Genomic DNA, 13,629 nt, shown 5'->3' with positions numbered 1-13,629 from the left:
TTGAACCCGCACGAGCATAGCTCACTACCCCCTCAAGATAGCGTGTCTACCAATTCCACCACCTGGGCAAAAACTTTGCAGTTTTTGATTCAAGCCTTGCGGCTTACTGAGGCTGTTCCTCAGTGCTTTCTTCAGTCTGCTCTTCGCTGCCGGCTTCCGGAAGTTCAGCCTGCGGGGCTTCGTCTACGGAGGGCAGTTCGCCTGCGGCCGGGGCTTCTTCCTGAATTTCAGGGATGTCGCCTTCCTGTACCGCCGGCATATCACCGCGCTGCTCTTCGACTGCCGGAACCTGCGGCAGGTCGGCACCGACGTTGGCTTCGTTGCTTTTGCTGGCGAGGATGGCCAGGCCGAAGCTGGTGACGAAGAATACGGTAGCCATGATTGCTGTCAAGCGGGAAAAGAAATTTCCGCTGCCCTGGCTGCCGAATACGGTCTGGGAGGCGCCTGCACCGAAGGAGGCACCCGCTTCCGCACCCTTACCCTGCTGCAGCAGGATCAGGCCGATGATGCTCAGCGCTGTAAGGATGTGAACCACTAAAACCAGTTTTTCCATTGTTCAGGAAACCTGCTGTGTTGGGCCTGGGCCCGTTTACAAATGTTTGATCCGCTGGCGTTATTCGTTTGCCGCGCAGCAGATACTTACGAATTCTTCCGCCTTCAGGGAAGCACCACCCACCAGTGCGCCGTCGATATCCGGCTGGGCAAACAGCTCTACGGCGTTGTTTGCCTTGACACTGCCTCCGTAGAGGATCTGGGTCACGGCTCCGGCTTCACCCAGCTGCTCGCGGATAAAGCGATGCACGTCCTGCGCCTGCTCCGGCGTGGCGGTCTTGCCGGTGCCGATGGCCCATACGGGCTCGTAGGCGATGACCGCGTCCTGCCATGGATTTGCCAGGGCCAGTTCGGTCACTGCGGCCAATTGCTCGGCCACCACATCCAGTGTCTTGCCCGCTTCGCGCTGTTCCAGTGATTCACCGACACAGAGTATCGGGATCAGGCCGGACTGCTTGGCGGCGGCGTACTTCTCCGCTACCAGCTGGCTGCTTTCGCCGTACAGGCTGCGGCGCTCGGAGTGCCCGACGATCACGTAGCGGGCCCCGCAATCCAGCAGCATCTCCGCAGAGACTTCGCCGGTGTAGGCACCGCTGGCGTGTTCGCTGAGGTTCTGTGCCCCCAGTGCCAGGTTGCCGCCTACCGCTTCACCCACCAGTGACAGGTAGGGGAATGGCGGGCAGATCAGCACCTGTGCGGAGCAGTTACTCGACGCCAGTCCTTTGTCCAGATCAGCCAGCAGTTGCCGCGCGAACGCTTGCGTGCCGTGCATTTTCCAGTTGGCTGCTACCAGGGATGTGCGCATCAGTGCTCCTCCAAGGGGCGCAAATCTTAGCGACATTGCCGGCAACATACAACCAGCAACCCGCACTATTTATCGGAATATCAATAACTTCCAAGTGGTGCGCCGCCCGCGGGCGGGCACCGCGGGCTCAGCGGTTGCCGACCTGCTCCACCACCTGGGCAATATCGCCCGCCAGCTGCTCCACCAGGGCGGAATCCTTGCCCTCTACCATGACCCGGATCAGGGGCTCGGTACCGGAGGGGCGCAGCAGCACGCGGCCGCTGTCCGCCAGTTTGGCCTCGGCTTCGGCCACTGCAGCGGTGACCCGGTCATCCTCGAGCACGCCGTCGCGGCTGCCCAGGCGCACATTGATCATATGCTGGGGCAGCATCTGCATGCGCTGGCTCAGCTGGTGCAGGGGTTCGCCGAAGTCGCTGACCGCGCGCAGCACCTGCAGTGCAGAGATGATGCCATCTCCGGTGGTGGTGGCATCGGTACACACGATGTGGCCGGAGGACTCGCCGCCCAGGGTCCAACCGTTGGAATGCATCAGTTCCAGCACGTAGCGGTCGCCCACCTTGGCGCGGGCAAACGGGATCTTGCGGTCCCTGAGCGCCAGTTCGAAGCCGTAGTTGCTCATCTGGGTGCCGACCACGCCATTGCAGCCGCCCAGGTACTGCTGGCGGTGGATGGCGATCAGGAACAGCAGCTGGTCGCCGTCGATCAGGGTGCCGTCCTTGTCCACGAACATCACCCGGTCGCCGTCGCCATCAAAGGCAATGCCGAGGTCAGCCCCCTTCTCCACCACGACCTTCTGCAGCTGCTGGGGCTTGGTGGAACCGCAATCGAGGTTGATATTGTGGCCATCCGGCTGCACGCCGATGGCGTGGACCTCGGCGCCCAGCTCGCGGAACACCTTGGGGGCGATGTGGTAGGTGGCGCCGTTGGCGCAGTCGAGCACGATCTTCAGCCCTTCCAGGTCGTAGCGCCAGGGGGTACTCGCCTTGCAGAACTCGATGTAACGGCCGACGGCGTCGTCGATGCGCCAGGCCTTGCCCAGGTCTTCGGCGGTTTCCATCGGCAGGTCGAGGGCGGCTTCGATATCCCGCTCCACCTGGTCCGGCAGTTTGCTGCCGTCGGCACTGAAGAACTTGATGCCGTTGTCCTGGTAGGGATTGTGCGACGCACTGATGACGATCCCCGCCTGCGCGTGGAAGGTCCGCGTCAGGTAGGCGATGGCCGGGGTGGGCATGGGGCCGAGCAGGCCGACATCCACACCGGCGTTGATCAGCCCCGCCTGCAGCGCGGCCTCGAACATATAGCCGGATACCCGGGTGTCCTTGCCGATCAGGATGCGGCTGTGGCCACCGGCATGGCCCTTGGCGCCGAGCACCTTGCCCGCGGCATAGCCCAGGCGCAGCATGAAATCCGGGGTGATCACCCCCTCGCCTACGTGACCGCGGATACCGTCGGTACCGAAATATTTTCTCGTCATCGGATACTTCTACCTTGATTCAATGCGCGGCCGGGCACTCCGGGTCCGCGATCCATCTATTTTTCTCGGGCAATATTCTAGGTGCAGTCCACCAGTTGCTGCATGCGCAGCACATCCACCGTGGCCGCGACATCGTGCACGCGGATGATATGGGCGCCCCGTTGCGCGGCCAGCATCGCCAGCGCCAGGCTGCCGGGCAGGCGCGACTCCACCGGGCGGTCCAGCAGGCGCCCGATCATGGATTTGCGCGACATGCCCACCAGCAGCGGAATATCTGCCGGCGCGGTGTCCGGCAACTGCCGCAGCAGCGCCAGGTTGTGGTCGTCATTTTTACCAAAGCCGAAACCGGGGTCGAATACGACCTTTTCCCGCGGGATTCCGGCGGCGATGCAGGCCTCGAGGCGCTGCATCAGGAAGTCCTTCACCTCCGCCACCACGTCAGTGTATTCCGGGTTGGACTGCATGGTGCCGGGCTCCCCCAGCATATGCATGACGCACACCGGCAGTCCGGTCGCGGCGGCGGCTTCCAGCGCGCCCGCGCGGTTCAGCGCGCGCACGTCGTTGAGCAGGCCGGCACCGGCGGCGGCGGACTCGCGGAACACCGCGGGGGTGCTGCTATCCACCGAGATCACCACATCCAGGCGCCGGGCGATGGCTTCCACCACCGGCACCACGCGCTCGAGTTCCTGCTGCTCGGAGACCGGCGCCGCACCGGGGCGGGTGGACTCTCCGCCGATCTCAATCAGGGTAGCGCCCTCCCGGCACATCTGTTCCGCCCGCCGCAGGGCCAGGTCCAGATCCAGCCCGCCGCCGGCGTAATAGCTGCCGCCATCGGAAAAGGAGTCCGGGGTGGTATTGAGGATGCCCATGACCTGGGGGCGGGAGAGATCGAGGGTGCGCTTGCCGCAGACTAGTTGCATGAACAGGGAGCTACCAATTGGATAATTTGTGCGCCAGCCGGCACGCAAAAGCGGGCCAATGGCCCGCTGTTACGGAAGGGATGCCCGGAATCAGTATCCGGGCTCCTGCTGTCGGATCAGTGACCGCTGACGGGGCCGCCCACCGGGCTGTCGCCGTCTTTGGGCTGCGCGGTGTCTTCCGGCTCGCCGGTGGAGCCGCTGCCGCCGCTGGCACCGAAATCGTTGTCGTGCCAGTCTTTCGGCGGCCGCACCTTGCGGCGGGACATCAGGTCGTCCACCTGCTCGGCGTCCAGGGTCTCGTATTCCATCAGCGCGTCTTTCATCGCTTCCAGGATATCCCGATTGTCTTCCAGCAGCTGCTGCGCGCGGGCGTAGCAGCTGTCGATGATGCGGCGCACTTCCTCGTCGATCTCGTTGGAGGTCTTGCCGGATACCGGGTTGCCGTGGCCGGGCTGGCCGCTTTCGTCTTCACCGTAGTGCAGCGGACCGAGCTTCTCGGACAGGCCCCATTTGGTGACCATGTTGCGGGCGATGTCGGTAGCGCGCTCGATGTCATTGGAAGCACCGGTGGTGACACCGTCGATACCCAGGGTCATCTCTTCCGCGATACGGCCGCCGAACAGGGAGCACAGCTGGGACTCCAGCGCGCGCTTGGACAGGCTGTACTTGTCCTCTTCCGGCAGGAACTGGGTGACACCCAGGGCGCGGCCGCGGGGGATGATGGTGACCTTGTGCACCGGGTCGTGCTCCGGCACCAGGCGGCCAATGATGGCGTGGCCGGCTTCGTGGTACGCGGTGTTGGTCTTTTCCTTCTCGTTCATCACCATGGACTTGCGCTCGGCGCCCATCATGATCTTGTCGCGCGCACGCTCGAATTCATCCATGGTCACCATGCGCTTGTTGGCGCGGGCGGCGAACAGCGCGGCCTCGTTGACCAGGTTGGCCAGGTCGGCACCGGAGAAACCGGGGGTGCCGCGGGCAATGGTCTGGGCATCTACGCGCTCGTCCAGCGGGACCTTGCGCATGTGCACTTTCAGGATCTGTTCGCGGCCGCGGATATCCGGCAGACCGACGAATACCTGGCGGTCGAAACGGCCTGGGCGCAGCAGCGCGGTATCCAGTACGTCCGGGCGGTTGGTGGCGGCGATGACGATCACGCCCTCATTGCCTTCAAAGCCGTCCATTTCCACCAGCAGCTGGTTCAGGGTCTGTTCGCGCTCGTCGTGACCGCCGCCCACACCGGCGCCGCGGTGGCGGCCGACGGCGTCGATCTCGTCGATAAAGATGATGCACGGGGCCTGCTTCTTGGCCTGTTCGAACATGTCGCGCACCCGCGAGGCGCCCACACCGACAAACATTTCCACGAAGTCGGAACCGGAAATGGAGAAGAACGGCACCTTGGCTTCACCGGCAATGGCCTTGGCCAGCAGGGTCTTACCGGTACCGGGAGGGCCCGCCATCAGTACGCCGCGGGGGATGGCACCGCCGAGGCGCTGGAATTTGGACGGGTCGCGCAGGAACTCCACCAGCTCCTGTACGTCTTCTTTGGCTTCGTCCACACCCGCCACGTCGGCGAAGGTGGTCTTGATCTGGTCTTCACCTAAAAGACGCGCCTTGCTCTTGCCGAAGGCCATGGGGCCGGAGCGGCCGCCGGCGCCGCCCTGCATCTGGCGCATGAAGAACATGAACACGGCGATGATGATCAGGATCGGGAAGCTGGCCACCAGCAGCTGCTGCCAGATGCTGGGGGATTCGGGCTCACGGCCGTTGAACTGGACGCCGCCGCGCACCATCTCGTTGGTGAGCTCGTCGTCGATGATCTGTGGCTGGATAGTCTTGAAATGGCTGCCATCGGCCTTTTCGCCGGTAATCACCAGGCCGTCTACCAGTACTTTCTTGACCTGGCCGGACTGCACATCCTGCACAAAGGAGGAATAGCTGATGGACTCGTCCCGGGATTGCGGCTTGAAGTTCTGGAAGACCATCAGCAGCACCGCAGCGATGATCAGCCACAACACCAGATTCTTTGCCATATCGTTCAAAGGGTTTGCCCTCTTGCCATTGCCTTGTGCAGGTAATTCCGTTCCACCCAGTATAGGCGGCTCTCACTGTCGAAATCCCGGACGCAGTTGGCGCCGGGGGATACCCGCAACCTGCGGGTCATGTCTGTATGCTGTGATTCCTTTTACCACAGCGGCTGTCGGGCCCCAAATATTTGAGAGCCCTTAGCGCGGGTATAGGCCTTCAGCCCTTAAAGCCCCGCGCCACCACATAGACTTCGCGGGAGCGCGGGCGGGATGCACCCGGCTTGCGGGTCACCACGGTCTGGTAGTTGGCGCGCAGGTCCTTGATCAGCTCATCGAAGCCCTCGCCCTGGAACACCTTGGCGACAAAGGCGCCGCCGGGTTTCAGCACATGCCGGGCCATATCCACCGCCAGTTCCACCAGGTACATGGAGGCCGGCTGATCAACCGCGCGCACTCCACTCATATTGGGGGCCATATCGGAAATCACAAGGTCGGCGCGCTCATCGCCGAGCTTGCCCAGCAGCTCCTCGAATACGGACTCCTCGGTAAAGTCCCCCTGCACGAACTCGACCCCGGCGAGGGCGTCCATCGGCAGTATGTCGGAAGCCAGCACGCGGCCTTTGTGGCCAACCAGTTCTGCCGCCACCTGTGACCAGCCGCCGGGGGCTGCACCCAGGTCCACCACGGTCATGCCGGGCTTGAACAGGCGGTCCTTCTCCTGCAGTTCCTGCAGTTTATAGGACGCGCGGGAGCGGTAGCCCTCTTTCTGGGACTGTTTGACATAGTGGTCGTTGAAATGTTCACGCAGCCAGCGGTGGCTGCTCTTGGATCGGCCCATCAGTTACAATACATCGTCAAAGGGTTGATCGGGCAGGAAACAGGCTGCCATCAGCCGTGCCACTCGCAAGCCCCCGTTCACTCTCGCCTGTTGGCGCACACCGGAGCCTGCCGTTAAGAATTCCTGCTGTAAGGATGGAGTATTGTATGCCTTTAACCAACGACCGTAAAAAAGCCTTGCGCAATATCGGTCACAATCTCAAGCCCATTGTGACCATTGGCGACAAAGGTCTGTCTGAAGGTGTGCTGGAAGAGCTGAATCGCGCCCTGGAAGATCACGAGCTGATCAAGGTCAAAATGGCGATTCCGGACCGCGATGTGCGCAAGGAAGTGATTGCCGAGATGTGCACCGCCACCGGTGCCGAGCTGGTGCAGGAGATTGGCAAGATCGCGCTGATCCTGCGCAATGCCAAGAAGCCCAACGCCAAACTGTCCAATCTGCTGCGCCCCTGCTGAGGGCAGCGTCCGCGGGACGACCGCCCATTGCGGCCGTCCCTGTCCCACCTCAACCGCCCCATTTCAACAACAGATCAAACTCAGTATTTCAGGGCCAGGTGCTTGGGGTCCGGCGTGCGCAGGTGTTTCACCAGCGGGTGATCCTGCTTTTTCAGCTCCGCCAGTACCAGCTGCGCCACTTCCCGCGCGCCCATCTGGTTCAGGTGGGTATTGTCGCGCACCCCCACCGGGTAGTTGGGGTGCAGCCCCGGTGCGATGTGCATAAAGCGCAGCGCGGAGTCCCGGTCGCCCATGGCCTGGAAATACTCGCGGGTGACCACCTCCATATCGATAAACAGCACTTTCTCCTGTGCCGCCACTTCCCGCACCAGCGGCGCGTAGGGGTGGGTGTGCTCGATGGTGTTTTCACCGTCGAAGTAACGGCGGGTGATCGGTGACATCAGGATCGGGTGCGCATCGGCCCCGCGCACGTCGTTGATAAAGCGGGACAGGTTGGCCTTGTACTGCTCCGGAGTGGTGTAGCGGTCCTTCTTGCTCTCGGATTCGTCGTTGTGACCGAACTGGATCACCACAAAGTCGCCGGCCTTGAGCTCATCCATGATGCCCTTCCAGCGCCCTTCCTCGATAAAGGTCCGGGTACTGCGGCCGTTTTTGGCGCGGTTGTCCACCTGCACACTGTCGTCAAAGAAATAGGCAAACGGCACGCCCCAACCGGTTTCCGGGTAGTCCTTCACGTCCTTGATGGCCATGGTAGAGTCGCCGGCCATGAACACCCTGGTGACCTCTGCGGCTACCGCTGTGTGTGCCATCAGGCAGGCCGCGCCCGCCAGCAGAATTTTTCCGAGTTTACGCATACTTTCTCTCGTCCTTTTCTCGTCGGTTTACGGTTGTGGTTTTGTTGTCTGTTGCCGTCACCAATGCCCCATCAATACCACATGGGCGGGTGCTGGTGACGGGGCTTCTCGTTCGGCATCGGGATCGCCTTGCTCGGCAGCGGCGCGGCAAACCGCAGCAGGCCGGAATTGCCTTCACAGGCCGGGTTGAGGTTCTGCCCCCAGCCCTCGCCCGCGCACATCAGCATGGGGTTCAGCTGCTGCAGGTGGGCATCCGCCTCAGCCCAGGCTTCCGGCAGCAGGCCCTGCACCGCAGAGCTGGCGCGCGGGCGCAGCAACGAGCTGCCAATGCGGTTGCGCTGTCCCTGGCTGACAATGTAATCGTCTGCGGAAGTGGGGTTTGCCGGTTTGTTGGTTACCGCAACGTCCCGCTGAATGCCGTAGCGCAGGCTCATCATGGTTTCCTCAAACAGCATCGCCAGGTCTTCGTAGTCCGTGGAATAGGCATAGAAGTCGCTGGCGCTGTCCGGGAAGAAGAAACCCGCAATATCTTCCGGGGTATAGGCGCGCTGCACCGCGGTGGCTTCCATGCCGCGATAGCGCACGTCCGCCAGCGCGAACAGTTCCGCAGACTGCAGGGGGTTGATGGTGCTTACGGATTCATTCACCGCCGCGCCGCTGTGCGCCTGGTTGAAGAAGATATCGCTGCTGTCGAGGCCACTGTTCAGCTTGCTCTGCGGCATCACATCGTTGGCGTGGGCCAGTTCGTGGTACAGCAGGGATCCCAGGTCCGCCTCGAGGTCCTGCAGCGAACGACCGTAGCGCTGGGAAACCGCGTAACTGTCGAACACGTAATTGTTGTTCTTCACATAGCGCCAGGGGGTGACAAAATTCAGTGCGGAGCCGAAGCCGGCGCGGTAATCCGGCTGCTCGTTGATCACGTCCCGCTCCTCTGCGGTCAGCCACAGGCTGTCCGGGTCCAGGTAGATGGCACCGGTAAGGGACCAGTAAAACGACGGGCGGATATCGCTGGAGATCACCACCGCGGTGGTGGCGCGCAGCAGGTTGGCAAAATCGCTGTGGGGATCGAGATTGTTGAGGAAGGTCTCGAAGCGCTCGCCCATCCAGTCGTGGGATACCAGTACGTGCTGCATGATCAGGTCGACGCTGGGCGCACTGCTGCGCATGCCGATCACTGGCAGGCGGCCGAGGGTACACAGGTTGTTGTCGTCCAGCTGGTTGGAGAACACGCAATCCGCCAGGTCATCCCGGTAGGGGCTGTCGGCGCGATAGCTGTACATATTGTTCAGCGGGCTGTCGGTGGCACAGTACTCCCCGTCCCCGTCACAGAAGTACTCGCTGGTGACCTGCGCGCGGTCCTGCACCACCACGTAGGCGATATCGGAGAAGTTACCGGCGGTAGTCTCCAGTGTCGCTTCGAAGGTGAGCACGGTGTCGCCGTCTACATCCGGCGCGGTCACGAATACCACCGGCTGGCCGGAGTCATCTTCCTCCAGGGTCGCCGCCGGGCCGCTCAACTGGCTGAAGTGCCAGCCGTTCACGGTGCCCACGTATTTGGTGGCGTTCAGTCGCAGGGAAAACTCAGCCCCCTCGCTCACCGCGCGGTCGGCGCGAAACTGCACCTGGGTGGAGACACTGTTGCTGGCAACGGAGAGGTCAAAGGTATCCGACAGGGTATTGCCTTCGCCATCGGTGGCGGTCAGGCGGAAACTGTAATTGCCACTGGAGGGCACATCGAAGCTGACCCCGGCAGTGCCGTTCCCCGGAAGCTCCACGCTGGGCCCGGACAACTGTTCCCAGGCAAAGCGCTGGTAACCCTGCTCGCTGAAACTGGCGACGATACCGACGGAATCCCCGGCCATTGCCGAGGTATCACCGCTGAGGGTCATGGGCCCGTCCCCGGACGGGGGCAGCGGATCGACAATGTCGACCGGATCGGAAGAGCCGGAACCGCCACCGCCGCCGCCACAGGCGGTCAGAAGCCCGAGGGAAAGTGCCAGCAGGGAGGTCTTGATGGTGCTGCGGGACAGGCCGCGAGATGGATTTGCCATGATCAGATATTGTTATGTTGTTTACCCAGCGTGAAGGTTAACACCGGCGCCAGAATTGGGCGACCACCGATGTAAACTTGCAAGACCAATCTCCTCAAACAAAACGGGCGGCCTGTTGGCCGCCCGTTTTGTTTGGGTATGTAGGCCCTTCCCGGTCAGGCCGGGGTCAGCTTGCCCAGCACCGTCTGCAGGCTGTCTTTGGCATCGCCGAACAGCATCCGCGAGTTCTCCTTGTAGAACAGCGGGTTGGCGACACCGGCGTAGCCGGAGGCCATGGAGCGCTTCAGCACCACCACTTTGCCCGCCTTCCACACTTCCAGCACCGGCATGCCGGCGATGGGGGATCCGGGCTTTTCCACCGCATCCGGGTTGACTGTGTCGTTGGCGCCGATCACCAGTACCAGGTCGGTCTCCGGGAAGTCCTCGTTGATCTCTTCCATCTCCAGCACGATGTCGTAGGGCACATTGGCCTCCGCCAGCAGTACGTTCATGTGCCCGGGCAGGCGACCCGCCACCGGGTGGATGCCGAAGCGCACGGTCTTGCCGGCCTTGCGCAGCTTGTCGGTCAGGTCGCTCACCGCTTGCTGGGCGTGAGCCACCGCCATACCGAAGCCGGGCACGATGACGATGCTGCCGGCATTCTTCAGGTCGTCCGCCAGCTCGTCGTAGGTGGTGGCAACCGCCTCCCCTTCCACTTCGCCGTCTGCGGCCACTTCACCGCCGTCGGAACCGAAGCCGCCCAGGATCACGCTGACGAACGAGCGGTTCATGCCGCGACACATGATGTAGCTGAGGATGGCACCGGAGGAACCTACCAGGGCGCCGGTGACGATCAGCAGGTCGTTGCTGAGCATGAAACCGGTGGCCGCCGCCGCCCAGCCGGAGTAGCTGTTCAGCATGGAGATCACCACCGGCATGTCCGCACCGCCGATCGCCGCGATCAGGTGAATACCCAGCAGCAGCGCGATGGAGGTCATCACCAGCAGGTTGATGATGGTTGCGGAACCCACCTCGGCGGGGATGAACTGCGCACCCAGCACCACGCACGCGAGGATCGCGATCAGGTTCAGCCAGTGGCGCGCCGGCAGCATCAGCGGTTTACCGGAGATCAGCCCCTGCAGCTTGCCGAAGGCGACGATGGAACCGGTAAGGGTGATGGCGCCGATAAATACACCGATATAGATCTCGGAGTTGTGCACGATATGCGCCGCCCCCTCGAGATTTACCCGCGGATCCAGGTAGCCGCCCCAGCCGATCAGTACCGCGGCGAGGCCCACAAAGCTGTGCAGCAGGGCCACCAGCTGCGGCATCGCGGTCATTTCGACCTTACGCGCCAGGTGCAGGCCGACCACCGCCCCCACCGCCATGGCGATGCCCACCAGCAGGTAGGCGCCGCTGGCGATACCGGCGATGGTGGCAATGATCGCCACCGCCATGCCGACGATGCCGTAGGCGTTACCGCGGCGCGCGGTTTCGTGGCTGGAAAGTCCGCCGAGGCTCAGGATGAACATCACCGCGGAGAACAGATACGCCATGGAAATTACACTGTTCATGTCTGTTTCTCCTTAACGACGGAACATTTTCAGCATGCGGTGGGTTACGAAGAAACCACCGAAGATATTGATACTGGCAAACAGTACCGCCACGAATGCGAGCAGGGTCACCAGGAAGGAGCCGGTGGCGCCCACCTGCAACAGCGCGCCGAGGATGACGATGCCGGAAATGGCATTGGTCACACTCATCAGCGGCGTGTGCAGCGAGTGGGATACATTCCAGATCACCTGCCAGCCGATAAAGATCGACAGCACGAACACGGTAAAGTGGGCGACGAAATCTGCCGGCGCGGATTTGCCCAGCGCCAGCAATAGCGCACCGGCCACCGACCAGAACGCCACATACTGCAGCGGAGTGGTTTTCTTCTCCGGTGCCGGCTCCACCTCAATCTGCGGCTCCGGCTTTTTCTGCGGCGGCGCGGCGGAAATTTTCGGCGCGGGGGGCGGCCAGGTGATCTCGCCTTCCTTCACCACGGTGGCACCGCGGATCGCCTCGTCGTCGAAGTTGATATCGATCTGGCCGTCCTTTTCCGGAGTCAGGTCCGTCAACAGGTGGCACAGGTTGGTGGCGTACAGGGTCGAGGACTGGGTTGCAGCGCGGCTCGGCAGGTTGGTGTAACCGAGAATGGTCACGCCGCTTTTCACTACCCGCTCGTCGGCCACGGTGTAGTCACAGTTGCCGCCCATTTCCGCCGCCAGGTCCACCACCACGGAACCTTCCGCCATGGTATCCACCATGTCCGCCAGCCACAGCTTGGGCGCCGGCTTGCCGGGGATCAGGGCGGTGGTGATGACAATGTCCACTTCCTTGGCCTGCTCGCGGAACAGGGCCATTTCCGCATCGATGAATTCCTTGGACATCTGCTTGGCGTAACCGCCGCCACCGGAGCCCTCTTCCTCAATTTCTACCGTGAGGAATTCGGCGCCCATGGATTCCACCTGTTCGCGCACTTCCGCGCGGGTGTCAAAGGCGCGCACGATGGCGCCCATGCTCTTGGCGGTACCGATGGCGGACAGGCCGGCAACACCGGCGCCGATCACCAGCACCTTGGCCGGGGGGATCTTGCCGGCGGCGGTAATCTGCCCGGTAAAGAAGCGGCCGAAGTTGTGCGCTGCCTCGATCACCGCGCGGTAGCCGGCAATATTGGCCATGGAGCTCAGCGCATCCATTTTCTGCGCGCGGGAAATGCGCGGGATGGATTCCACTGCCAGCGCATTGATATTGCGGTCGGCAAATTTCTGCAGCAGCTCGCCGCTCTGGGCGGGCTTCAGGAAGGCCACCAGGGTGGCGCCGCTGGGAACCAGATCCAGCTCGCCATCATCTGGGGCCTGAACCTTGAGGACGATGCCGGTATCGCTCAGGCAGTCTTTTGCGCTGTCGCAAATTTTCGCGCCGGCCTGTTCGTATTCCGCGTCGGGGAAATTTGCTGCTTCCCCGGCACCCCTTTCAACCGCAACATCAAAACCCAGCGCCTGCAATCGCTTCACGCTGGCTGGCGTTGCCGCCACCCGCGCTTCGCCCGGCGCAGTCTCCTTTGGTATGGCAATAATCACCGTTTGTGCTCCCGTTCAAAAAATCATTGTCGTTGTTATGGGGAACCCCTGGAAAACACGAGGCTCCATAGCGCTCCGATTTTCGAAGCCAGTCGGTACCGCTGTTATTTAATCCCGAATTCAGCGCGAATTCGAGCACCCCGAAAAAAGGATTTTTTTCGGGGACGACCAAATACATTTCGGTAGGTGGATGCATTAAAGGGAAATACCGCGGGCAACGGAAATAGTCGTTTCTTATTACTCGTTTTGATGAATTTTATTAAGAATTCCAAAAAAAGCTAAAAAAACCATCAATAATGTTACACAAGAAACAGGTTTGGGGAATTATTGATGCAAACACCAGAGTTTTTGGCGATTAATTGCTTCACACACATATCGGCAGCAATATTATCGGAATACATATAAAGGAATATTTACCCAGCTATTCCAAATCGTTTAACCGTGAAATAACCGTTTGATATACAAAGAATTCGGCAACGGAATAGGTAACGGCTAAAACCACTTTTTGGTTTCAACCGTTACCTTTTTTGGCGCACATTACCACGC

General features: G+C 61.7%; 11 protein-coding genes. 1 reads left to right on the top strand and 10 read right to left on the bottom strand.

Annotation, left to right across the window (positions count from 1 at the left end):
• Positions 1–103 precede the first annotated feature (103 nt).
• The 6 genes from secG to rlmE form a co-directional block, all read right to left on the bottom strand.
• Positions 104–553: a preprotein translocase subunit SecG gene (gene secG / locus QZ511_RS08990; RefSeq protein WP_295801814.1), complete on the bottom strand. Its 450-nt coding sequence runs from the start codon at positions 551–553 to the stop codon at positions 104–106.
• 60 nt (positions 554–613) lie between these two features.
• Positions 614–1,357 (bottom strand): triose-phosphate isomerase, encoded by a 744-nt coding sequence (gene tpiA / locus QZ511_RS08985; RefSeq protein WP_295801811.1) that lies wholly within the window; start codon positions 1,355–1,357, stop codon positions 614–616.
• 127 nt (positions 1,358–1,484) lie between these two features.
• Positions 1,485–2,831: a phosphoglucosamine mutase gene (gene glmM / locus QZ511_RS08980; RefSeq protein ID WP_295801809.1), complete on the bottom strand. Its 1,347-nt coding sequence runs from the start codon at positions 2,829–2,831 to the stop codon at positions 1,485–1,487.
• Between the two features lie 77 nt (positions 2,832–2,908).
• The gene (folP, locus tag QZ511_RS08975; RefSeq protein WP_295801808.1) at positions 2,909–3,751 is read right to left on the bottom strand and encodes a dihydropteroate synthase; all 843 of its coding nucleotides are present in this window, start codon (positions 3,749–3,751) and stop codon (positions 2,909–2,911) included.
• 116 nt (positions 3,752–3,867) lie between these two features.
• Positions 3,868–5,784, bottom strand: coding sequence for an ATP-dependent zinc metalloprotease FtsH (ftsH, locus tag QZ511_RS08970; protein WP_295801816.1), 1,917 nt, complete (start codon positions 5,782–5,784; stop codon positions 3,868–3,870).
• Between the two features lie 211 nt (positions 5,785–5,995).
• Positions 5,996–6,616, bottom strand: a complete 621-nt coding sequence (gene rlmE / locus QZ511_RS08965; RefSeq protein ID WP_295801806.1) for a 23S rRNA (uridine(2552)-2'-O)-methyltransferase RlmE — start codon at positions 6,614–6,616, stop codon at positions 5,996–5,998.
• Positions 6,617–6,762: 146 nt separating this feature from the next.
• Between rlmE and QZ511_RS08960 the strand changes: the two genes are divergently transcribed.
• Positions 6,763–7,071: a YhbY family RNA-binding protein gene (locus QZ511_RS08960; protein WP_295801803.1), complete on the top strand. Its 309-nt coding sequence runs from the start codon at positions 6,763–6,765 to the stop codon at positions 7,069–7,071.
• Positions 7,072–7,151: 80 nt separating this feature from the next.
• On the opposite strand, the gene QZ511_RS08955 is transcribed toward QZ511_RS08960, so the two are convergent.
• The 4 genes from QZ511_RS08955 to QZ511_RS08940 form a co-directional block, all read right to left on the bottom strand.
• Complete coding sequence (locus tag QZ511_RS08955; protein ID WP_295801801.1) at positions 7,152–7,925, bottom strand: rhamnogalacturonan acetylesterase; 774 nt, start codon at positions 7,923–7,925, stop codon at positions 7,152–7,154.
• Positions 7,926–7,996: 71 nt separating this feature from the next.
• The gene (locus QZ511_RS08950; RefSeq protein ID WP_295801799.1) at positions 7,997–9,976 is read right to left on the bottom strand and encodes a hypothetical protein; all 1,980 of its coding nucleotides are present in this window, start codon (positions 9,974–9,976) and stop codon (positions 7,997–7,999) included.
• Between the two features lie 155 nt (positions 9,977–10,131).
• On the bottom strand, positions 10,132–11,529 hold the full coding sequence (gene pntB / locus QZ511_RS08945; RefSeq protein WP_295801797.1) for a Re/Si-specific NAD(P)(+) transhydrogenase subunit beta: 1,398 nt from the start codon (positions 11,527–11,529) through the stop codon (positions 10,132–10,134).
• A 12-nt stretch (positions 11,530–11,541) separates the two neighbouring features.
• Positions 11,542–13,083: a Re/Si-specific NAD(P)(+) transhydrogenase subunit alpha gene (locus QZ511_RS08940; RefSeq protein WP_295801796.1), complete on the bottom strand. Its 1,542-nt coding sequence runs from the start codon at positions 13,081–13,083 to the stop codon at positions 11,542–11,544.
• Positions 13,084–13,629: the final 546 nt, after the last annotated feature.

This window comes from uncultured Microbulbifer sp., from assembly GCF_913055755.1.
In the GTDB taxonomy this organism is placed as follows: domain Bacteria; phylum Pseudomonadota; class Gammaproteobacteria; order Pseudomonadales; family Cellvibrionaceae; genus Microbulbifer.
This window is presented reverse-complemented; position numbering and strand designations above follow the sequence as displayed.